The following is a 21,285-nucleotide window of genomic DNA, read 5'->3' on the forward strand; positions in this document are numbered from 1 at the left end:
AGCTAGAATTTGAAAATTTTAGAAATTTACGGCACAATACGCACCCAAATAAATTTTAAATTTAAAGGAGAGATGATGAAAAAGATCATCGCGGCTTTAGTGGTCATCGTAGCGCTTATAGTGGGCGTTTTTGTAGCGACAAAGGACGCTAAAACGGGCGTAGCTAAAAGTGTAAACGATAGCATAACCAAAACGGTTGACGGTGCGGTTGGCAAGAGTGCCAGCGCCGCGATTGAGCAGCAGATTGCGGAATTTATCGCTAGAAACGAAATTTTCGAGACTAAAAGCGCTAAATTTTATCCGGGAGATAGCAACTCAAGCGGCTTTATCGAAGGCGTAGTAAAAAAAGAGAAACTACAAAAAAGCCTTGCCGAGGGCTTTAGCAAGTTAAAGGAAAAAGCAGGCGCGCAAGATAGCAACGATACGGACGAGCCGGATCCTGCTAAAATTTTCCCGGAAGATTTTGCTTTTCGCTATGACTACACTATCAAGCATAGCGTAAAAAACGCTGCGGATGGATTTGAGAGCGACGGAATTTTAACGATTAAGACGCCATATTACGCGGAGCCTTGCAAGAAGCTGTTTAAGACTGACGCGCCGCTTAGCACGCATCTAAACTACGGGCCTACAGAGGTTAAATTTAGCGCAAAGCTAGCCGATATAAATGTGCTCGAAGATGGCGGAATAGGACGTCTTGCAGGCCTTAGTCTAAATGGCACGAGCGATATGAGCGGTAAAACGATAAAAGCCTTGGGCTTTAAAATCGGTGAAATTTTTATAGACGACGGCAAGGATTCGGGTCTTGATGTGAAGGATCTTATCTACGAGGCAAACTTTAAAAATGGCATCCAAGATCTAGACGATAATATAACTAAGCTCTTTTTGAATGACATAGATTTTGCAGGCAGCACAAAAGAGCTCGTCGTAACTGTAGATAAGCAGCGCTTCGTCGTAGTTACGGATATGAGCACAGAAGGTAGCTACCGCATAAAAGATGGAATTTTAAATTTCAACGAAAGCGATAAAGCCCAAAGCCTAAAAATCGCCGATGTGCTAGTGCGAAACATCCATTTAGGTGTCGATACCAGCTTTAGCGCCGCACTTTTCGAAAAATATCTGTCTGTTATCTCAAATCCGCAAGAAGGCGAAAAATTAGCGGAAAATAAAGAGCTTTTTATGAAGCTGCTAAAAGATGATATGAAAATCAACGTGAATGATTTTTCGTTTGAAAATAGCCTCGGTAAGAAATTTACTTTTAACGCAAGCGCGCTAGTAGGCGGCTACATCGACGAGACGCAGCTTTTTAAGCGCATGAGCTTGGACGGCAAAGCTACGATAAATACAACCATCACGGACTTCTTATCGCCTTATGACAGCCTGCGCGATTTTGCGCCGATGGCGGAAGTTTACGGCTCGCAGTTTCTTAAGCCTGACGGAGATGGAGTTAAGATGGAGTTTAGCTTCGATAAGGCAAGCAACTCTATGATCTTAAACGGAAAGCCTATCCCGCTACCGCACAATTAAATTTTTAAGCTTTGCGGGCAAATTTTAAACCTGTTCGCAAAGCTCTTTTTATTTCTTACTTTTTCGAAGCAGAATTTCGCAAAGCTCCGCTCAAATTTTTCCCTGTAAAATTCCGCGGCGCCACCATAAAATTTCGCTAGAATTTTACCGCATCGTTTCCGCCCGCCCAGCTAAATTTTGATTCTACAATCGAAAAATTTTATCCTTTAATGACAGATAGGCTTAAGCAATTTTGGCTATAATGCGCGCTTTTGCAGCGCAGCTAGCGTAAATTTAAAAGACGGCGGATTTGAGGCATTTATTATGCCGCCTCTTTTGACGACGTATTTTATATTGGGAAACTAACGCTAAATTTGCATTTTTAAATTTCAAGGAACGATATGAAAGTAATCAAACGTAACGGCAGAACCGAGGAACTTGACGTAAGTAAGATCAAAAAATACACGAGCGAGGCAGTGGAGGGGCTGGAAAACGTAAGCCTTAGCGAGCTTGAGGTGGACGCAAAGATCCAGTTTCGCGATATGATCACCACGGAGGAGATCCAACAAACCCTCATTAAAACCGCGGTCGAGAAGATCGACGTGGACCGCCCGAACTGGACCTTCGTCGCCGCGCGGCTATTTTTATACGATCTGTATCACAAAGTAACGGGCTTTAGCGGCTACAACAGCCTGCAAGATTACTTCGCTCGCGGCGAGGCGGCGGGCCGTATAATGCTCGGCTTAAAGGAAAAATACGATCTAGAGGATCTAAATTCTTATTTGCAGCCGCAGCGCGATTTGCAGTTTAATTATCTCGGCATCAAGACGCTTTACGATCGCTACCTCATCAAGGATAAAAGCGGCGCGCCGATCGAGCTTCCGCAGCAGATGTTTATGGCGATCGCGATGTTCCTTGCGCAAAACGAGCTTGACTGCCAGAGCTGGGCGAAGAAATTTTACGATCTCATATCTAAATTTGAAGTCATGCTGGCTACTCCTACGCTTTCAAACGCCCGCACGACTCGACATCAGCTAAGTAGCTGCTATGTAGGCTCCACTCCCGATAATATCGAAGGAATTTTCGATAGCTACAAAGAGATGGCGCTTCTGAGCAAATTCGGCGGCGGCATCGGCTGGGACTGGTGCAAGGTGCGCGCGATGGGCGGCAGCATCGACGGGCATAAAAACGCCGCGGGCGGCATCATCCCGTTTTTAAAGATCACGAACGACATCGCCGTCGCCGTCGATCAGCTGGGTACGCGCAAGGGCGCTATCGCCGTGTATATCGAGCCGTGGCATATGGACGTGAGCGACTTCCTCGATCTGCGCAAAAACTCAGGCGAGGAGAGGCGCCGCGCGCATGAAATTTTCCCCGCGCTGTGGATAAACGATCTGTTTATGAAAAGACTTCAAAGCGGCGGCAAATGGACGCTCTTCGATCCCGCAGAAGTAAGCGATCTGAGCGATCTATATGGCGCGGAATTTGAAGCGCGCTACGAGCAGTACGAGGCCGACGATAAAATTTCAAAATCTACGATCCTGGCAAAGGAGCTTTGGAAGAAAATTTTAACGAGCTATTTTGAGACTGGAATGCCCTTTTTATGCTTCAAAGATAACGCCAACCGCATCAATCCAAACGCGCATCAAGGTTTAATCAGAAGCTCAAATTTATGCACGGAGATCTTTCAAAACACGGCGCCGAACCACTACAAAATCAAAGTCGTTTTCGCTGACGGCAGCGAGAGGCTGTTTGAGGAAAACGAAGATGTAAGAACCGACGCGGGCATCGTAAAAAAGGCGAAAAAGATCACCGCGCTAGACACGCTGGGCGGAAAAGAAATTTTTATCGTAGAAAAGGGCTGCAGCGAGGGCGCGACGGCGGTTTGTAACCTCGCAAGCGTAAATTTAAGCAAAATCAACAGCCGCGAGGAGATAGCTCGCGTGATGCCGATCGCCGTGAGGATGCTCGATAACGTCATCGATCTAAATTTTTACCCGCACGCCAAGGTCAAACACACCAATCTAAAAACCCGCGCGATAGGGCTCGGCGTAATGGGCGAGGCGCAGATGCTGGCCGAGCGCGGCGTGAAGTGGGGCAGCTACGAGCACTTCGAGCTGATCGATAGGGTAATGGAAAACGTGAGTTTCAACGCGATCAAGGCAAGTTCAAATTTAGCCGTAGAAAAGGGCAGGTACCCTGATTTTGCGGGATCGAAGTGGAGCGAAGGAATTTTTCCGATCGATTTGGCGAACGAAAACGCCAAAGCGCTCGTTAAGCGCGGCGGGCTTTTTGAGCAGAGCAGCTGCGACTGGGACGGACTGCGCGAGAAAGTAAAGCGCGACGGCATGCGAAACGGCTACCTGATGGCGATCGCGCCGACATCGAGCATCAGCATACTCGTAGGCACCACGCAGACGATCGAGCCGGTATATAAGCGCAAGTGGTTCGAGCACAACCTAAGCGGCATGATCCCGGTCGTCGTGCCGAATTTAAGCCCGGAAACGTGGCAGGCGTACGTGCCTGCGTACGAGCTCGATCAGCGCCTGCTCGTAAAGGCGGGCGCCATCCGCCAAAAATGGATCGATCAAGGCCAGAGCCTAAATATCTTCATGAGCCTAGATAAGGCAAGCGGCGGCTATCTGAGCGAAATTTACACGCTCGCATGGCAGCTAGGGCTAAAATCGACCTACTATCTACGCTCCGAAAGCCCCGATAGCGAGAAACTAAACAACGTCGCGGACCGCTCGATCGAGTGCGAAGGGTGTCAGTAAAAATTTATTCGCCGCGCTAGAAAATTTATGCTCGCAACTAGATGGCGAAAACGGCGTGAAAGAGTATTTTAAAAAGCAAATTTGACGGCAAATTTAAGCCCTCGTTTCGCCGTCAAATTTAAGCGCAACGGCTTGACTTTTGGCATTAAATTTGACGCCAAATTTAACCCTGCGCCGCATCAAATTTGATCGCACGCGTCAAAGTAAATTTATCAAAAAGGCAAAATATGAAAATAGCCGTAAACGGTGCAAGCGGATTTATCGGCGGCGAGCTTTGCAGATTTTTTAGAGCCCAGGGGCACGAGATAGTAGCTATCCCAAGGGCCGCCTACGCCGACAAAGACGCGCTCAAAAACCTCATCAAAGGCTGCGACGCGGTTATAAATTTAGCCGGCGCCTCTATCGCGGCCAGATGGAGCGAGGCCTATAAGAAGCGTCTTCGCACAAGCAGGATAGAGACGACGCGCACGCTAGTTTGCGCTATAAACGAGCTAGAAAATCCGCCATTTTTCATCAGTGCTTCAGCCGTCGGGATATATGAAAACGGGCTTGGTCACGACGAGAGCTCGGTCAAATTTGACCGCGGATTTTTGGGCGAGCTGGCATGCGAGTGGGAGAGCGAGGCCGCTAAAGCGCGGACGCAAACGGCGATATTTCGCTTAGGCGTGGTGCTGGGACGAGGCGGCGCGCTAGCTAAGATGCTGCCCGCATTTAGGCTCGGTCTTGGCGGTAAGATCGCCAGCGGCGAGCAAGCGTTTTGCTGGATTTGCGTAACGGATTTGATGGAGGCGTTTAAATTTGTCTTACAAAACCGTCAAAGCGGCGTTTTTAATCTCGTTTCGCCGACTCCTAGCACAAACGGCGAATTTACTAAAATTTTAGGCGAGGTTTTGGGGCGACCGACGTTTTTTAAAGTACCTAAATTTGCGTTAAATTTGATGCTGGGCGAGGGGTCAAGCGTACTGCTTGAAGGCACAAAGGTTTATCCGCAGGCCTTGATAAAAAGCGGATTTAGCTTTAAATTTAGCGATCTAAAAACGGCGCTTGAGGATATTTTGGGATAAAAAGTTTTAAAGTAGAGCAAACGACCTGAATGACTTTCAAGAGCAAGCGGCGCACTACATAAATCCCGGCGTAGCGATCGATTCGGGAAATTTACCGCAAAAGATCAAGCCAAACTGCGCGTTTAAATTTAATTTTGGCGGCGGTATTTTATCGTTTTTATAAAGTCGTGCCGCATCGTCGTTCAAAATACACACAAGTTTACCCTCTATGCCCTCAAAAGTTCGGTCGAGAAAGCGCTTTCATCTATCCCTCGCCCGATGAAGACCAAAAAATTATCGCAGCGTTTGCGGTCGCTAAAAGGCGTTATCTCAAATTTACCGTTTACGAACTGCACGACGTATTGAGCCTCATCATCTTCGAAGCTCGCAAGCCCTTTGATGCGGTAAAAATTTTCCGGTATATCGCTCATAAATTTGATGAAATTTTGCCTATCGATGCCCTCAGGAAGGTCCTTTTTAAACGAGACTATCCCTTCGTCTTCGTGCGTCGCGTGCATTTTGCCCTCGAGTAGGACGGACGCCATATACGAGGTATCACTCTGACGGTAGAGCAGGTAGTTTGGATTTAGCTCGGCGCCCACCGTCTCGAATATCTCGGCGCAGCGGTTGTTTTGAATCAAAATTTGCCGTATCTGCTCCTTCTGCTCGAGCGAGATCAGATCGATTTTATTGAGCACTATGACGTCGGCGGCCTTGATCTGCTCGAGCATTATTTTTGATCTGCCCCGCTCTTTTAAAAAATTCGCCCCATCGACGACGGTGACGATAGCGCATAGATTGACCGCGTCTTTGATCTCGTTTAGCTCGCTTAAGATATTGAAAGGATTGGCGACGCCCGTGGTTTCAAGCACGATGCTGTCGGGCTTTTTGGGCTTAAGCTGCGAGATCGCGAGCTTGATCTGCCCCGCCATGGAGCAGCAAACGCACCCCTCGTCAATCTCTACGAGCGCGTATTTGGCGTCCAGCAGCGCGCCGTCAAGGCCTATTTTGCCGATCTCGTTTTGAATGATGCCGGTAAATCTATTTTGCGCCGTTTCATGCTCGATGAAATTTTGGATAAATTTCGTCTTGCCCGAGCCTAGATAACCGGTGATGATGAAAAAATTCGGCCGCTCGCCGCCTTGCATAAAAATTTGCTTTTTACCCTCCTTGGCTAAACGCAACAAAAATTTAAACAAAGCTGCCGAGCCGGACAGCTTCTTAAAAGATCTATCGTCAAATTTAATGCGCCCGTCACCCGCGTCCTCGCCGTAGATTGAATTTACAAAAATTTCGCCGCAGAGCGGATCTGCTTTGCTTTTTAAATTTCGATCTTTGTCGTAGATCACGGCGCGAGCCGCTTTTTTGTAAATTTCAAAGCTTTCGTAGCGCGGCTCGTAAATTTTACAAAGCGCAATATGCAAAAAGTTCATAAACGCAAGCGACACCCTAAAGCAGGGGAAATTTTTATCGAGCCCCTCTTTTGCTATGATCTGTTTGCCCTCTACGCGCACGCCGTCCTTTGCGTACGATCTATCTCTGAGCTTTGTTTTAAAAGATAGCTCTATGCCCCGCTCTTGCGGCTTTAAATAGATCGTAGCGACGCAGAAATTATTTAAAAGCTCCTCGCGCGCGGAGAAATTTCGCACTTTTGTTAAAAAATCCGGCTCTCCGGCCAAAACGGCTTCAAAAAGCGAGACGCTACCGAGCAGTTCGTCGTTTGCGGAGGGGAAATAATAAAGCTCAAATACGCCCGCATCCTCTTTCACCTCTCGTAAAACGATACCGTAAATTCCGCTGTAAAAGCCAAATTTGATGCTCCAGCATTCATTAAAATAGTTCCCCTTATACATCCCCTGATACCTGCTTGAGGATTTTACGTCGCTATCGTAAAGAGACTTCATCAATATACATCTCATAAGCGACCTGTAATCCTCAAACGAGTATTTAAATTTCAAAGGGAAAATATCTTGAAATTCCATGCTTCTATCCAAATTTAACCTTATCGCCGTTACCGAGATAATCGGACGTTTTGGTTCTAAATCTAGCCGTGCCCTTTACGATCGGATAGCCCTCGCGAACGAATTTTTGCACGGTCAGCAGACCCGTGCAGTGGTTGCACGCCATGACCTGGTAGTTCCATCTTTTCAGCCCGATAACCAGATCGTCGTATTTTGGATCCCAGTCGTCAAACGGCGAGATATGAAGTCCGCCGTAAAGCCCGTAGAGTTGGTCGTTGTCGTACTTAAGCTCCTTATGTGCGGAGTCCGAAAAAGTAATGATGCCTTGATGGCAGCAGCCCGTGATACTCACAAGACCTTTGTCTTTGACGTTTACGAATATCGACTGTTCGCCAAAAACTCTCGTAATGATAGGGCAGTCGTAGCAAAACGTACACATTCCGGGCTCAATCTCGTTTCTACCCTTTTTAAACACTACAAGCTCGCCTTTATGGCCTGAATCTTTAATATATTGTCTGCCCTCCGGGTAAAAGCCTTCGTGGATTATGATCCTGATGTCGGGCTTATACTTTAAAACGACGGGTAGCGCCCAAAAGTGATCGTAGTGCTCGTGCGACATTATGAGGGTGTCTATTTCGCCGCTTTGCAGCATCTTATCGATCCCCTCCCGCTTAAAACACTCGTGCATCCACTTATATGACCAGCCGCAATCAAGCAGATATTTTTTCTTTTCGCCGTTTAGGCGCTCTATCTCTATCAAAGCGGAGTAGCCGCCGGCGTTATCGGGATTTACGGAGAGCTTTTTGGTTACCTCCCAAGCCTCATCTATTTTATCGGGTAGAAGATGCTTGATTTGTGAAATTCCCTCTTCGTAGCTACCTTTAGCAAGCCCTTTGCCGTTACCGAACGGCGGCCAGTTAAATAGATATTGGTTGACTAGCAGTCCGCCTGCGCCTTTAATATCTCCCATCAGCATCGAGTTGTCAAACCAGCTCGTTTCGGAGATATTGGTAACTTCAACGCTTTTAATCGCGCCAAAATCGGTCATCTTTCGCACTTCATCCGGAAGAAAAAATTCCCTCGCAGGAGAGTATGAAAATACCCCCATCGATGCAAGTGCGCCGAGTCCTATGCCCGCTGCGCCGCCTTTTATAAAATCTCTTCTAGCTTCATTCATCTCATATCCTTTATTTAAAAATTGTAAGCATATTGCCCACGACAGGCGCTAGATAAACTACGGCTACATAGATGATCACGCCTATGATAAAGCCTACCACCAAGCCTTTGATGGAATTTTTATTTCCAAAATCATCTTCCTCGCCTGCCTCCTCCGCTTCCTCTTTCTTGCCCGCAAGCTTCCAGCCCGGCCATCCATCCATAAACCAGTAATTTATCAGCATGACGTTGATAAACCAGATCATCGGAATCATCGGGAATTGTTGCGGATGCGAAAAGCCCTTTTGAGTGCCTAGCAAAAAGTGCGAGACCTGATAATAGACGTAGTATAGGACGATAGCCGCCGTCATGCTTATGATCGTTCTAAGAAGGATATTGACGGGCTTTGAAAATTTATTGACCGCGTTGTTGCAGTAAAATTTAATAAATAGCACCGGCACGAGCCAAAATATAGCTATCTCGCCTACATGCAGCCAGCGCCAATCTGGCGCAAAAAGCCTTCTGTCGCCTCTAATATGCACGCCCCAGATGAGTTCTTGTAGATAGTAAAAGAAGAATGAAAAGCAAAATGCCATCGCTATAATGCCGAAAAACGACGCCGTCCTTCTAAGCCAATTTGTCTTAATAAGGCTAAAAGGATACCTCTCCCAGATAGTTTCATACACCCACACCATAACAGTACAGCACATGATCCATGCGATATTGAAATTTCCGTGCACGGTATCGGCGAAATTATGCCACCAAGGCGGAGTAATGGATGTGTATTTTTGCCACGGATCGAATAAAATTCCCATTTGCGAGTGGAAAAATACGAAATACACGATCATACTTAGCAAAAAGGTCCAGATAAAAACTGTAAAGCCTTTAACGGGCTGCTTTAGCTTCTGCCACGGCGAATTATCCGCAGCCACTACCCAAGAAGGGCTGAGCCACGACGCGATAGCGGCAAACATCAAAATAGCCTGAGCCGAGTACTCAAGCGCGTAAAAATCGGTTATGCCAAGCTCTGCAAGCCTTCGCGGACTAAAATACGATATGGCAAGCTCGCCTAGAATAAATTCGAAGAATATCTTTAAGAATACGAAGAAGGTAAAAAATACCATCACCGTAAAGATAATGCCCTTTTTCGCAGGCCCCGCCGTATAGAGCCACTCTCTTTTGAATGGCCAAAAGTTAAAAATATACGCGATCCAGATGATGACCACGAGCAGCCATCTGCACCACATATATCCCACGTAAGGGGTATACATTCTCATCAGTCCCCTAGGATCTTGAAAGATCCACCACGATACGTAAAACACTACAAACAAAAACAGAGTATTTACAAGCACCGATGTGAGCGGAGAATATCTTCTAACAAGCTTCCGCTCCTCCAGATAAATTTTGTCTTCAGGTTCGCTCATCGCTCCCTCCTTACATAAAATTTAATCTTTATTAAATTATATAAAAAGAGTGCAGCTCATTTGTAGCGTAAATTTGGATTAAATTTTAAATTGTCTCAGAAAAGCTTCATTTTGGAAGTTTGATTATGAAATTTGAACCGCCTTTTAGGCTCTCTACGACGAGCGAGCCCTTGCAGTGATCTTCGATGATGATCTTTGACATATATAGCCCGATGCCGGTGCCGTTTTTGCTGGCTTTGGTAGAAAAATACAGATCGAAAATTTTATCCGCGATCTCCTTTCTGATGCCGCCTGCATTGTCTTTTACGCTTAAGCAAAGATAAGATTTTTCGATATAGGTTGAAATTTCGATAACGCCGTCGTCGATATTTCTTTCCAAAAAGGCGTCTTGCGCATTTTTTATGATGTTTAAGATAACCTGCGAAACCTCGTTTTTATATGTGAGCAGAGTCTGGTTGCAGCCGTATTTCGCGTAAATTTTAATCTTTTGATTTTGCAGTATCGCTTTTGCGATATTTATCGCCATATTGCAAAGCTCCTCCAGGCTCGTAACCTCCTTGATCTTGGCGGGCTTAAAGAAATTTCTAAATTCGTCGATCGTTTCGGATAGGTGCTTGGAATACTGCTCGATCTTGCCGAGCTCCTCCAAAAGAGCGGTTTTGTCAAATTTATCCGCCATCAAGCAGCTGGTGCTTAGATAGGAAGCCGTAGCCGAGATAGCGGACAGCGGCTGCCTCCATTGATGCGCTATCATATTTAAAATTTCGCCCATCTGAGCGAGCCTTGATTGATACTGAAGCTGCTCGTCTTGGCGCCTTATGAGCTTTAGCTGTTCCTCGATCTCGTGATTGAGAGTTAAATTTAGCCGCTTGACCTTCAGCCTGCTTTGTTTTAATTTCTTCTCCGCCATCACCCTTTTGGTGATATCCACCACTATCCAAAGCACCTCGTCGTTTCCCGATATGGAATCGCCCGAAATTCTAATCCACAGCCCTTTGCCGCTTTTGTGCCTTAGCTCGTAGTTTAGCTGCAGAGCCTCGTTTTTCCTTACTTTATTAAAGGCGATGTCTGCAAAATGCAGGTACTTCTCCTCGCTTAGATGTATGGTTTGCGCGGATTTGCCGATGATCTCGTCGTATTTGTAGCCGAAAATTTTACAAAAGGTCTCGTTGCACTCCATAATATTTCTTTTCTTGTCTACGATGAAGATGCCGACGCCGGAATTTGAAAATATTGTCTCAAATCTCTGATGATTTTTCTTGATGTCTACTATCGCCATTTTATCCTGTATCCTTGTGAGTAGATATTTTCTATCAGCTTATAGCCGATTTTTCGGTGAAATCTGGATATGATATTTCTTACCCGTTTGTCGTCATATTCGCCATAGTCCTCAAACAGCTCGTTTTCTATCTCAAGACCGCTTGCGATCCGCCCGCTGGAGCTTAAAAGCAGCTGTAACAAAGAGGTTTCGTTTTTGGTTAGTTTGATAATTTCGCCCGCCTTGGATAGGGTTAAACTTTGCTTATCCCACACGAAATCGCCGCTTAGATAAATAAACTTTGCGGGTTTGGTTTCGATGCTATGCGTGATTTTTTCAAGCACGCTTAGTAGATCCTCGGTCGTAAAAGGCTTTAGTATGTAGCCGTCCACGCCGATGGATATGGCTTTGGTGAAAAATTTAGACTCGTCGTAGGCTGAGAAGATGACAGTTTTTACCGAAGGATCGATCTGTTTGATCCGCTCTAACATCTCAAGCCCGCTCATGCCCGGCATATTAATATCGGTAAAAACAATACCCGCTTTGCTCGCTTTAAATTTCTCGATACCTTCCCGCGCGTCGCTGCAGTCGATAACTTGATGAAAGAATAGTTTTAAAATTTTCGCGGTCTGCTGCCTTACCTCATTATCATCCTCGACATATAGGGCGCGCATACTGCGAGTTTGAGCTTGTATTTCGTTTATATCCATAACGCAGCCCCCCTCTCTTTAAAATTATACGTATCGTAAATTTTGTTCTGCCCGCTGCAATTGCGCTTTGAGCTTTAAATTTTAAATCGAAATGTTTCTACTCTACCTGTCCGAGCTTTTTAAGATAAGCAAAAATTTTAGCGATCTCGATCATTTTATTTAGGCTTTCGAGCAGCTTCGCGCTTTGCGAGCTCGGCGCGGATTTGAAAATTTCGCTATTTTCAACGCCGATTACGAGGCTGTTTTCGCCCAGATAGAGCTCAGTTTTGCCGAACAAATTTACGGTGATCGTCTGCATATTTTCTAAAATTTTTTTGTTCTGCAAAAAGGCGGCGGCGGCGGGATTGTTGAGATAAACGTCAAACGACGCGCTTAGGTGCGGGCTGTCTTTAAGCAGCTTAAGATCCGACGCGCCGAAGATAAACTCCCCACGAGGCACGACTAAAATTTGGCTATCGAAAGTCTCACTAAAATCAAATTTTGCAAAAAGCCCGTCAAAGATCGCGGTATCGTCCTTTTTTTTGAGATGCAGAATTTTATCCAGCTCAAAGACCCGATCCTCCCTGTTTTTATCGAAGTCGCGGCTTAGGCAAATGTCGCCGATTTTTATGCCAAATTCGGGCGTCTTGCCTACTATAGCGTGCTTGCAAGTGCATAAATTTGCCTCTTTACGGAGCGGATTTTTGTAAATTTCATCGAGTAAAAACGCGCCGAAAGGCTGAAAGGTAAGACGCAGCTCCTTTGCGATCCAAAGCAAAAATTCGTTTTTGAAGGCCTCTTCGCTGAGCGCTTCAAATTTACGCGAAATACGCACGGCTAGGTATTTGTAAGCAGGATAAGCAAGAGCTAGCAACACTAATAAAAACAGGAATGAGAAATCTCCAAAATCCTTGCGCATAGCAATAAACAGCGCTAGCACCACCACCGCCACGCCGCCGCGCGCCTTCCAAAGCGCCACATTGCGCGCTCCATCTAGTTTTTGCTTTTTTAATTCGTAAGAAACAAGGCTCATCGCTATCCCCGTGAGTGAAATTTGACGCTCATTATAGCGAAAAATGGGATTAAATCAAGCCATATGATAAGCGCGTTGCTATTTATAAGGCGGGTTTTTATAATAGCTCAAAAGCATATAAATCGCCGTCTTTTTCTCTGCATTTTACAATATCGCCCTGTTTGAATTCTAAAATTTCATCCAGTTCGGATTCAAAATTCGTCGTATCGGTAATTTTAAAAATATATTGCGCGATTTGAGCAGCCTTTACCGGGCGTCATACATCACAATATCTTCATTCAAAATTTTTATAAAAATTCCCTTATTGGATACGATCGCCATATTAAACCTTTCTGCCCGGTTATCTAAAATTTTTTCTGCCTAACCACAATTTAAGATATTTTAATACGGGTCTTAAATAATCATTAGTAGCGTTGGCTTTAAAGGTGCTTATGTCCGATTCTATCAAATACCAGCTATATCCGTCATCCTTTAAAATATTCATTTTGCGATGTTTGGCCTCAGCGTTTGCGTCAGATATCTCTATATCCAGCACTTTATTTGCAATATTCATTTGCACCGATAGATTGGAGCTTAGATCATATATGAAACGGTTAAGATCTTTGATGATATGGGTATTGTATACGTCATCGATCATCTCGGCTCTTCTCTTCTTAAAAATTTTCTTCTCTATCGGGTCTCCATCAAAAAGCTTTTCATAATGATCTGCGTCTGCTATGAGCTCTTCGTAAGACGCGGTAAAATATTCCCCATGCATCCCAAATTTCCAATTCGTAGGCACCGTTTCATCTATTACTTGAAAATATTCACTATCAAATTGATACCAATCTCTATCATCTTCAAGTGGCAATATGCAGTAATAAACCTGTCCCTCTTCATATTGGACACCATGGACAAAATAGGTTCTGTTTAACCCCAAATGCCCATGCTCGTCCTCTTTTATACATTTTACAATCATTTAAAATCCTTATCTACTTTTTCCATTTAAATTTAAATCTCTTTCGCTTTATTTTTATAAAATTTTCCAACTGCTTATCGGTAAAATTTAAAATCTCTTTTCGGTTTTGTAAATTTACATAAGTGTGCCTTATATCGCAATTACCGACAAAGGCGGCTTCCCAGTTCTTAATTAGCCAACTCGAGCTTATCGCATATTCCCGTCCTTTATCCGAGCGCATTTTATCGCTATAGCCAATAGGCGCAAACATACCGGAATAAAACCCCTCCAGATAGGGTAGTCTCGGGCATCCTTTCGTATCGGTTGCGACGATAAATTTTATCTTTCGATCATATGGACGAAAAGCCTTGTGACACTCTATAATATCTCCATTTTTTAGATCGTCTTTGAATTCTAAAAATTTATAAGTAAATTTTGCAGGAATTTTATCATTTATCCTTTTGTATTCGGCTAAAAAACTATCGTAATAAGAAAATATGCTTATATTTCTGGGCGACTCCGGATCACATACAAAATCTAAATTCTCCAATATCCACTTTTTAGAAATCAGACCATTATTATTTTTCGCATTAGCTTCGGGCGGCAATACTATAAACTCCCCCGAATTATCGCCGTTTATACGTAGCAGATTATTCCAGCTACAAAATAAAAACCGCCTTTGACCGATCTGCAGTATATCGCCCTCCGCGAAAATTTTTCTAAAATTATTAATCGAAAATTTCCTTCTACCTCTTACGGGTATTATCTTTTTATAATTTCTTTTCATGGTCTTTCTTCCGTTTTATTATTAAATCGCCGCGCACTCGCTAAATTCCTAAATGCAAAATATATAAATTGTTTTTAATTGCCGAATCGATTAGCTCCAATAAACTGTCTAATTGCTCGATAACCGAGGATTTATTTAGCGCGCAGTTTTTATCAAAAACAATCTGCTCATCCGCGCTCAAGAAAAGCGGCTTCCAAGAGCATATTATATCTCTAAATTTAGCTTTATTTTCTATCCAGCTATAGCCATAGTAATTTAGACCTTTTTTCAAATTTGCCTCATCGTTCCATGTGGTTTGTACCCACTCAAGAGAGTACGAAATATGAAGTATCAGATCATCGCTAATTACTACGCAATGCTCTTTAGAGAAAATATTTTCTTTTGTCTTTTTGAGTAAAAATTCATGTTTAGGCATATGGCTCCTTGTTGTTTTAAAATATGACTTGAATAAAACTCGATCTAGCTATTCGCCAAATTTCATCCAAGCGGCGGCGTACTTTTATGCTTCGTTATATTTGCTAAATCCTTATGAAATTTTCATTTAGACACCCGCCCAGGGCCAATGGCTGGGCAATATACAAAATCATCTCCGTTTCTAGCGCGATAATTGGTGATATATTGGATCGCCACTTCGAATGCTTTGTCGTCTTCCGCTTTGGTATCCCAGCTATTGATCATTTTTCTGTTTGTTCATTTGGCTCCTGTAGGATGGTATATGGACCGATAGCCGGCCAGTATGCGAAATCATCTCCGTTTCTGGCGCGATAATTAGTGATATATCGGATCGCTAGTTCGAATGCATCGTCATCTCTTGCTTTGGTATTCCACCAGCCGTCGTATGTGATTATGGGCTTATTACCGCTTAGGCGATATACGTCTCCTCCGAGGATAACCATATCTTTGCTTTTTGCGATTTTAAGCACTTCCATTACATCGTCGAATCTCCAAGCAATATCATAAAATCCGAGCTCCTCTCTTAGGCGTATACCGCGCTCTAGCAGATCCTGCGGCACGATATTTACGTAATCTTCATCTATAAATAACCTCGCATCTTCATCTTTATTTATAAACATAATCTCTCCTTTTCAATATTGGAAGCCAAAATTTTCATTTGGACACCTGCCCGGGGCCAATGTATGGACAATATATAAAATCGTCTCCGTTTCTGGCGCGATAATTAGTGATATATTGGGTTGCTACTTCGAATGCATTGTCGTCTTCCTCTTCGGTATCCCAGCTATCGTATGTGATTATGGGCTTATTGCCGCTTAGGCGATATACGTCTACTCCTAGGATAATCATACCTTTATCTCTTGTGATTTTTAGTACTTCTATCGCATCATCAAATTTCCAAGCAATATAATAAAATCCGAGCTTCTCTCTTAGGCGTATACCGCGCTCTAGCAGATCCTGCGGTACGATATTTACATAGTCTTCATCTATAAACAGAATATCAATATCTTCTTCAACTGACATAATGTCTCCTTTCTTGAATTGGAAGCTAAAAAATTCTCATTTGGACACCCGCCCGGGGCAAATGACCGGGCAATATGCAAAATCATCTCCGTTTCTAGCGCGATACTTAGTGATATATTCGATCGCTACTTCAAATGCATCGTCATCTTCCTCTTCGGTATACCAGTTGTCATATGTGATTATGGGCTTATTGCCGCTTAGACGATATACTTCTCCTCCTAGGATAATCATACCTTTGCCTCTTGTGATTTTTAGCACCTCCATTACATCGTCAAATCTCCAAGCGATTCCATAAATTCCGTACTCCTCCCTTAAGCGTATACCGCGCTCTAGCAGATCCTGCGGTACGATATTTACGTAATCTTCATCTATAAACGCTGCGCCATCTTCTTCAACTGACATAATCTCTCCTTTCATTAAAATTTAATTTATTGCAAAGACTTTTCTATATCGTTTATTAGGCGATGAAGCGTTTCGAGACGGCTAGTACTTGGATTATTTTGTTTTAAAATTCTAAAATATCACTATATTTTATCGTATTTGTATCGCGCTCGTCAAAAGATGAGTGTATATATTTTTCGTTCATCTTAATGATTTTTGCGATATAGTTCTCGCTTATGCTGTTTTTTTGGTTTTTTGTGCGGTATACACATTAAAAATGTTTTTATAGTGATATTTATCGCTCTTTCTGTAAACAGATTTTAACTAACCTAATAACTAACTGAATTATTTTAAAATAATTATAACATAAAAAGAAACAAAAATAATCAAAATTACTAAAAGCCCTAAATATCGGTATTTAAAGGAAGTAAAAGAGATTTAAAAGAAGTGATTGAAACTTAAAAATAGCTTAAATGGTGGAGTTAAGCGGGATCGAACCGCCGACCTCTTGAATGCCATTCAAGCGCTCTCCCAGCTGAGCTATAACCCCAAAAGATTTTATAATTTTACATTATTTTACTTACAAAATTTTTAAATTCCGGCGCTATGCCAAAATTTTCTCCGCAAGGACCGCTATAAAATGAAATTTTAAGCTTGCATTGGGTAATATTTCATTTCTTTGCGCGGGAATAGCTCAGTGGTAGAGCGCAACCTTGCCATGGTTGATGTCGCGAGTTCGACTCTCGTTTCCCGCTCCATTTTACATTCTGTTTTGTATTAAACGTGCCCGGATGGCGGAATCGGTAGACGCAAGGGACTTAAAATCCCTCGGAATTTTTTCCGTGCCGGTTCAAGTCCGGCTCCGGGCACCACCTAATAAGCCGGCGCGGCGACATAGCCAAGTGGTAAGGCATGAGCCTGCAAAGCTTTGATCCCCGGTTCGAATCCGGGTGTCGCCTCCAGATCCTAAAAAGGAGTTATTATGAGATACATACTAGCGGCTCTTTTGGCATTGATGGTTTTTAGCGGGTGCTCTAATACTTGGCACGGCGTAAAAGAGGACTCACACAATGCGGCTCAATGGACCAAAGAAAAGGTTCACAACGGCGCCGAGTGGGTCGGAGAAAAAACCGAATAAATTGCGCGCGTAGATCTTGATCTGCGCGAATCTACGGCGGGGTCTACCCGCCCGTAATCGGGAGATGGCTGAGCGGTCGAAAGCGGCGGTCTTGAAAACCGTTGAGGTGAAAGCCTCCTGGGGTTCGAATCCCTATCTCCCGGCCATTTTAATCTAATCCGAAATTCCATTTTAACTTCAAAATTTCACATTTTATCTATACTAATTTTCATTTAATGCTCTTTAGGCTAAAATTTTATCTCGCAGCAAACGGCAGTTTAGGGCGGCGCGTTTATAGGCGGAGCACCAAAACGTCATACGGCAAAGATGCCAAGATTGCGCGTCAGTGGCTTGTTTGATCGATCCGTGTTAAAACAGCGCGTAGCGAGAGTAGGGCGATGTAAAATTAAATGTTCGTCCGTCTCGCTATGAAAGCGTGTGGGCTCTGTTGCGGAATTTGGCTATAGAATTTCAAAGCTTAGCAGCCCGCCGCGCTTGGCGTAAAATTTTAAAATTTACCGATTCGCGCTTTTTAAATTTAGCCCTGGTGCAAGTAAATTTTAAAATTTGCGTCCGCGCCGCCATGCTGTCGCGCCGCCGCGCAGATAAATATCAAATGCGCCTGCGTACCTCTGAGCGATAAAATAAACGAGGGAAGCCGCGTAGCGTGAGCCTAGAACCGATATGCTCGCGAAACAGAGCAGAACTACGCAGCGAACAGGCGGCTTAAAAGTTGGCAAATTTAAGAAATATCGCGGGCTAACGGGTCGAGGCGAGCAAATCTAAAAAATAGCGCAGAATAGCGCAGGCAGGCAGCTTGATAAGCCGAAAGAGAAAAGTCTGCCGAAATATCTGCGAGACGGAATTTTACTAGAAATAAAGGGCTTTAAATGCGAAAAATTTTACTATGTTTACTGCTTTGTGCGGGAGCTTTTGCGCTTGAGTGGGACGGAGCCGTCCTGCGAGGGGCGCTGCCAAACGGGTTTAAATACTATATTTTAGAAAATTCCGTGCCTAAAAATTCCGCCGTTTTCTATCTGGTCGTGGATGCGGGCTCGATCGATGAGGGCCCTAATGAGCGCGGGCTTGCGCACTTCATCGAGCATATGTCCTTTAACGGAAGCCGCGATTTTAGCAAAAACGAGCTCATCAAAAAATTGCAGAGCCTAGGCGTGAAATTCGGCGCCGACGTAAATGCGCAGACTGGCTACGACAGCACGATTTACACGCTTAACATCGCGGTTAGCGAAGAAAATTTAAAGGACGTTTTTAAAATTTTTGCTTCGATTGCGGACGGAGTGGAGTTCAATCCGCTCGAGCTCGTAAAAGAAAGAGGCGTCATAATCGAGGAGGCGCGCAGCCGTGATACGCCGATCGCAAGGCTTTACGAGCGGATGGATGAGGAGCTTTACGGCGGCAGCGCGTATTTTAATCGTGCGCCGATCGGCGATATGGCGGTCGTAAAATCCGTAAGCGCGCAGCGAATCAAGGAGCTTTATCAAAAAATTTACCAGCCCAGGTCTATGAAATTTATAGCCGTGGGTGATTTCAAAAGGGATAAAATTTTAAAACTGCTAGAGCAAAATTTTTCGCCTCTTAAAAATACAAACTCCTACGCCCGCCCGGATATGGCTATTCCGTCTAGGCAGGGTTTGAAAATTTACAATTACGATACGAACGAAACATCGCTAAATTCCGTCAAAATTTCGTTTTGGGAGGAATTTGCGCCCCCAAGCAGCGAGGCGAATGCGAGAAAAATTTTAAAAAGCGAACTTATCTCAAGCCTCATCTCTACGATTTATGAGCGAGCGAAGGCTAGCGAAGGCGCGCTGCTGCGAGTTAATTTTTCCAGATCGAATTTGCAGTTTCAAAAAACGATCTATAGCTTTGACGTCGCCGTTTTAGGCGGAGACTTTGACGGCGCGATCTCGCAGGCGCTCGGGCTAATCAAAGGTCTGCGAGATAGCGGCTTTGATGCGAGCGATTTCGCCCTTGCGAAGGATGCTTTGATCAGCTCGCGGTACAGCGCCTTTGAGCGCAAAAAAAGCGCGAATTCCGCGTTTTTTGCAAGAGAGATTCTTCATGCCGTAAAATCAGGAGCCGTCCTGCCTAGCGCCGCAAAACAGCGGGATTTGGAGGTAAAGCTGCTGCGCGAGATCAGCCTAGAGGAGTTAAATTTAGAATTTAGGCGCCTGACGGATCTGGGCGAGGTGCACGCAAGCGTCTTTAGCGGCTCCGGATACAACATGGACGAGGCTAAATTTAAAAAGCTGCAAAGCGGCGCTAAGGCGATAAATACGCATGCCGCGCATAAAAAGGTACCCGATAGTTTGGTTTCTAAAAACCTGCCTGAGGGCAAAATTTTAAGCAAAAGCTTTGAGCCGCGATTTAAATTTTATACCTACCTGCTTGAAAATAACGCGACCGTGATTTTAAAGCCGCTTAAGACGCGCAAGGATCTCATCTCGTTCGCCGCGGTAAGCAGAGGCGGAATGTCCAATCTGGCGCATCCCGGGCTCGGCAGTTTTGCCGCGATGCTTTCAAACGAAAGCGGCGCAGGCGAGTTTAGCAATTATGAAATTTCGCAAATTTTAAGTGGGCGGCAGGTGAATTACCGCAAAAACATCTCCGCATTTTCGCACGGATTTTACGGAAGCTGCGGCTCGCGGGATCTAAAATGGCTGCTGGAAGCGATAAACTTAGAGCTTAGCTCTCCGCGCGTGGACGAGAAGGCGCTGCAAAATTTAAAGATCAAATCGCTCGATGAGCTTGCGCGAAACGAGAAGCTGCCCGGGTATAAATTTAGCAGGGAATTTAGCGAGTTTTTTTACGGCGGCAATGCGCGAATGCGCCCTCTAAGCGCTGCGCAGATCAAAGCTCTTAACGCGGAAGAGCTAAAAAAGATTATCTATGATAAATTTAGCAACGCCGCATCCTACACTTTCGTACTTAGCGGCGATTTTGAGTTCAAAGACGCCGAAGTCCTCATAAAAAAGTATCTGGCGAGCTTGCCTGCTCGCGGCGAACGCGAGGATTTTAAAGACGATGGAATTCGCAGCTTAAGCGGACGGCACGTTTTTATGCGCAACTATCAGAACTCCCCTAGAAGCGACGTCGCACTTACCGCGATAAACAGATCCGCTCCGCACTCGCTTGAAAATGCAATTAAAATTTCAGCCCTGGCTTCGGTGCTTCAGGAAGCCCTTAGAGAGCGCATCAGAGAGGATGAGGGGCGTACTTACGGCTTTTCGGTTGCTTCGAGCCTAAGCCGCATCCCGTATGAGCACTCGAGCCTTCATATTTCGTTTTCCTGCGCGCCGCAAAATACAGATCAAATTTTATCCGCAATCAGGGAAATTTTTGCAGAAATCGCAGGCGGCGGGTCGGACGTAGCGCGACATCTTGAAAATTTTAAAAAATCTCAGATCATCACGGCTCGCATCGCTCGCGAAAGCCCTGAGTTTTGGAACGACGCGCTCGTAAAATACGCGCTTTGGAATGAGGAGATCGCCGATTTTAAGACCTTTGAAACGATCGTAAATTCCATCTCGCCGAAGGATATCGCGGAGGCCGCGCAGACCTATATTTTTGATACCGATGAAACCGTGAGGATAAATGCGCCGAAATTTTAACAGGCTAGGCGCATCTAAATTTGCTCGTTAAATTTACTAGCCGCGTTTAAATTTAACGGCGTTTGCATGGCAAATTTCGGCGCCGCAAATTTACGTACTTTAACAATATACCCAA

At 44.6% G+C, this 21,285-nt stretch carries 18 protein-coding genes and 5 tRNA genes; 9 read left to right on the forward strand and 14 right to left on the reverse strand.

Annotated elements, in window-relative coordinates:
• Positions 1-75: 75 nt before the first annotated feature.
• The 3 genes from QZ367_RS07290 to QZ367_RS07300 all read left to right on the forward strand — a co-directional run bounded on the left by QZ367_RS07290 (position 76) and on the right by QZ367_RS07300 (position 5,341).
• Positions 76-1,524: a DUF945 family protein gene (locus QZ367_RS07290; RefSeq protein ID WP_291939015.1), complete on the forward strand. Its 1,449-nt coding sequence runs from the start codon at positions 76-78 to the stop codon at positions 1,522-1,524.
• Positions 1,525-1,904: 380 nt separating this feature from the next.
• Positions 1,905-4,277 carry a ribonucleoside-diphosphate reductase subunit alpha gene (locus tag QZ367_RS07295; protein WP_291939017.1) on the forward strand — a complete coding sequence of 791 codons (2,373 nt, stop codon included), beginning with the start codon at positions 1,905-1,907 and terminating at the stop codon, positions 4,275-4,277.
• A 227-nt stretch (positions 4,278-4,504) separates the two neighbouring features.
• On the forward strand, positions 4,505-5,341 hold the full coding sequence (locus QZ367_RS07300; RefSeq protein WP_291939020.1) for a TIGR01777 family oxidoreductase: 837 nt from the start codon (positions 4,505-4,507) through the stop codon (positions 5,339-5,341).
• A 54-nt stretch (positions 5,342-5,395) separates the two neighbouring features.
• Here the strand turns inward: QZ367_RS07300 and QZ367_RS07305 are convergent, their stop codons facing one another.
• The 14 genes from QZ367_RS07305 to QZ367_RS07370 form a co-directional block, all read right to left on the reverse strand.
• On the reverse strand, positions 5,396-5,536 hold the full coding sequence (locus tag QZ367_RS07305; protein ID WP_291939024.1) for a hypothetical protein: 141 nt from the start codon (positions 5,534-5,536) through the stop codon (positions 5,396-5,398).
• A gap of 11 nt (positions 5,537-5,547) precedes the next feature.
• Positions 5,548-7,314: a GTP-binding protein gene (locus QZ367_RS07310; RefSeq protein ID WP_291939026.1), complete on the reverse strand. Its 1,767-nt coding sequence runs from the start codon at positions 7,312-7,314 to the stop codon at positions 5,548-5,550.
• Positions 7,307-8,458, reverse strand: a complete 1,152-nt coding sequence (locus QZ367_RS07315; RefSeq protein ID WP_004318461.1) for an MBL fold metallo-hydrolase — start codon at positions 8,456-8,458, stop codon at positions 7,307-7,309. The genes QZ367_RS07310 and QZ367_RS07315 overlap by 8 nt, the downstream gene beginning before the upstream one ends.
• Before the next feature lie 10 nt (positions 8,459-8,468).
• Positions 8,469-9,860: a hypothetical protein gene (locus QZ367_RS07320; RefSeq protein ID WP_291939036.1), complete on the reverse strand. Its 1,392-nt coding sequence runs from the start codon at positions 9,858-9,860 to the stop codon at positions 8,469-8,471.
• A 106-nt stretch (positions 9,861-9,966) separates the two neighbouring features.
• A complete protein-coding gene (locus QZ367_RS07325; RefSeq protein WP_291939039.1) occupies positions 9,967-11,139 on the reverse strand; it encodes a PAS domain-containing sensor histidine kinase in 1,173 nt (390 codons plus the stop codon).
• Positions 11,130-11,828: a response regulator gene (locus QZ367_RS07330; RefSeq protein WP_291939042.1), complete on the reverse strand. Its 699-nt coding sequence runs from the start codon at positions 11,826-11,828 to the stop codon at positions 11,130-11,132. Before QZ367_RS07330 ends, QZ367_RS07325 begins: the two co-directional genes overlap by 10 nt.
• Before the next feature lie 97 nt (positions 11,829-11,925).
• Entirely contained in the window at positions 11,926-12,840 is a 915-nt protein-coding gene (locus QZ367_RS07335) for a DUF3137 domain-containing protein (protein WP_291939044.1), read from the reverse strand.
• A 340-nt stretch (positions 12,841-13,180) separates the two neighbouring features.
• Positions 13,181-13,798 carry a hypothetical protein gene (locus tag QZ367_RS07340; protein ID WP_291939047.1) on the reverse strand — a complete coding sequence of 206 codons (618 nt, stop codon included), beginning with the start codon at positions 13,796-13,798 and terminating at the stop codon, positions 13,181-13,183.
• Between the two features lie 13 nt (positions 13,799-13,811).
• Positions 13,812-14,564 (reverse strand): hypothetical protein, encoded by a 753-nt coding sequence (locus QZ367_RS07345; RefSeq protein ID WP_291939050.1) that lies wholly within the window; start codon positions 14,562-14,564, stop codon positions 13,812-13,814.
• A gap of 40 nt (positions 14,565-14,604) precedes the next feature.
• A complete protein-coding gene (locus QZ367_RS07350; RefSeq protein ID WP_291939052.1) occupies positions 14,605-14,979 on the reverse strand; it encodes a hypothetical protein in 375 nt (124 codons plus the stop codon).
• A gap of 259 nt (positions 14,980-15,238) precedes the next feature.
• Complete coding sequence (gene imm40, locus QZ367_RS07355) at positions 15,239-15,637, reverse strand: Imm40 family immunity protein (protein WP_291939054.1); 399 nt, start codon at positions 15,635-15,637, stop codon at positions 15,239-15,241.
• A gap of 34 nt (positions 15,638-15,671) precedes the next feature.
• The gene (gene imm40 / locus QZ367_RS07360) at positions 15,672-16,040 is read right to left on the reverse strand and encodes an Imm40 family immunity protein (RefSeq protein ID WP_291939058.1); all 369 of its coding nucleotides are present in this window, start codon (positions 16,038-16,040) and stop codon (positions 15,672-15,674) included.
• A 36-nt stretch (positions 16,041-16,076) separates the two neighbouring features.
• The gene (gene imm40 / locus QZ367_RS07365) at positions 16,077-16,442 is read right to left on the reverse strand and encodes an Imm40 family immunity protein (RefSeq protein WP_291939060.1); all 366 of its coding nucleotides are present in this window, start codon (positions 16,440-16,442) and stop codon (positions 16,077-16,079) included.
• Positions 16,443-16,895: 453 nt separating this feature from the next.
• A tRNA-Ala gene (locus QZ367_RS07370) sits at positions 16,896-16,971 on the reverse strand.
• Positions 16,972-17,104: 133 nt separating this feature from the next.
• Between QZ367_RS07370 and QZ367_RS07375 the strand changes: the two genes are divergently transcribed.
• From QZ367_RS07375 to QZ367_RS07400, 6 genes are all read left to right on the forward strand, one after another.
• Positions 17,105-17,179 (forward strand) — tRNA-Gly (locus QZ367_RS07375).
• 27 nt (positions 17,180-17,206) lie between these two features.
• Positions 17,207-17,293 (forward strand) — tRNA-Leu (locus QZ367_RS07380).
• 16 nt (positions 17,294-17,309) lie between these two features.
• Positions 17,310-17,383: transfer RNA gene (locus tag QZ367_RS07385), tRNA-Cys, on the forward strand.
• Between the two features lie 20 nt (positions 17,384-17,403).
• Entirely contained in the window at positions 17,404-17,559 is a 156-nt protein-coding gene (locus QZ367_RS07390) for a hypothetical protein (protein WP_177387338.1), read from the forward strand.
• A 58-nt stretch (positions 17,560-17,617) separates the two neighbouring features.
• Positions 17,618-17,705 (forward strand) — tRNA-Ser (locus QZ367_RS07395).
• A gap of 723 nt (positions 17,706-18,428) precedes the next feature.
• On the forward strand, positions 18,429-21,170 hold the full coding sequence (locus QZ367_RS07400; RefSeq protein WP_291939066.1) for a pitrilysin family protein: 2,742 nt from the start codon (positions 18,429-18,431) through the stop codon (positions 21,168-21,170).
• The last annotated feature ends 115 nt before the right edge of the window (positions 21,171-21,285 follow it).

Origin of the sequence: Campylobacter sp. (assembly GCF_019423325.1) — a bacterium.
Lineage (GTDB): Bacteria > Campylobacterota > Campylobacteria > Campylobacterales > Campylobacteraceae > Campylobacter_B.

Bases quoted from the DNA above. Each gene is read 5' to 3' on its own strand.
- QZ367_RS07290 (WP_291939015.1), top strand. From the start codon at position 76: ATGAAAAAGATCATCGCGGCTTTAGTGGTCATCGTAGCGCTTATAGTG.
- QZ367_RS07295 (WP_291939017.1), top strand. From the start codon at position 1,905: ATGAAAGTAATCAAACGTAACGGCAGAACCGAGGAACTTGACGTAAGT.
- QZ367_RS07300 (WP_291939020.1), top strand. From the start codon at position 4,505: ATGAAAATAGCCGTAAACGGTGCAAGCGGATTTATCGGCGGCGAGCTT.
- QZ367_RS07315 (WP_004318461.1), bottom strand. From the start codon at position 8,458: ATGAATGAAGCTAGAAGAGATTTTATAAAAGGCGGCGCAGCGGGCATA.
- QZ367_RS07320 (WP_291939036.1), bottom strand. From the start codon at position 9,860: ATGAGCGAACCTGAAGACAAAATTTATCTGGAGGAGCGGAAGCTTGTT.
- QZ367_RS07325 (WP_291939039.1), bottom strand. From the start codon at position 11,139: ATGGCGATAGTAGACATCAAGAAAAATCATCAGAGATTTGAGACAATA.
- QZ367_RS07330 (WP_291939042.1), bottom strand. From the start codon at position 11,828: ATGGATATAAACGAAATACAAGCTCAAACTCGCAGTATGCGCGCCCTA.
- QZ367_RS07335 (WP_291939044.1), bottom strand. From the start codon at position 12,840: ATGAGCCTTGTTTCTTACGAATTAAAAAAGCAAAAACTAGATGGAGCG.
- QZ367_RS07340 (WP_291939047.1), bottom strand. From the start codon at position 13,798: ATGATTGTAAAATGTATAAAAGAGGACGAGCATGGGCATTTGGGGTTA.
- QZ367_RS07345 (WP_291939050.1), bottom strand. From the start codon at position 14,564: ATGAAAAGAAATTATAAAAAGATAATACCCGTAAGAGGTAGAAGGAAA.
- QZ367_RS07350 (WP_291939052.1), bottom strand. From the start codon at position 14,979: ATGCCTAAACATGAATTTTTACTCAAAAAGACAAAAGAAAATATTTTC.
- imm40 (WP_291939054.1), bottom strand. From the start codon at position 15,637: ATGTTTATAAATAAAGATGAAGATGCGAGGTTATTTATAGATGAAGAT.
- imm40 (WP_291939058.1), bottom strand. From the start codon at position 16,040: ATGTCAGTTGAAGAAGATATTGATATTCTGTTTATAGATGAAGACTAT.
- imm40 (WP_291939060.1), bottom strand. From the start codon at position 16,442: ATGTCAGTTGAAGAAGATGGCGCAGCGTTTATAGATGAAGATTACGTA.
- QZ367_RS07390 (WP_177387338.1), top strand. From the start codon at position 17,404: ATGAGATACATACTAGCGGCTCTTTTGGCATTGATGGTTTTTAGCGGG.
- QZ367_RS07400 (WP_291939066.1), top strand. From the start codon at position 18,429: ATGCGAAAAATTTTACTATGTTTACTGCTTTGTGCGGGAGCTTTTGCG.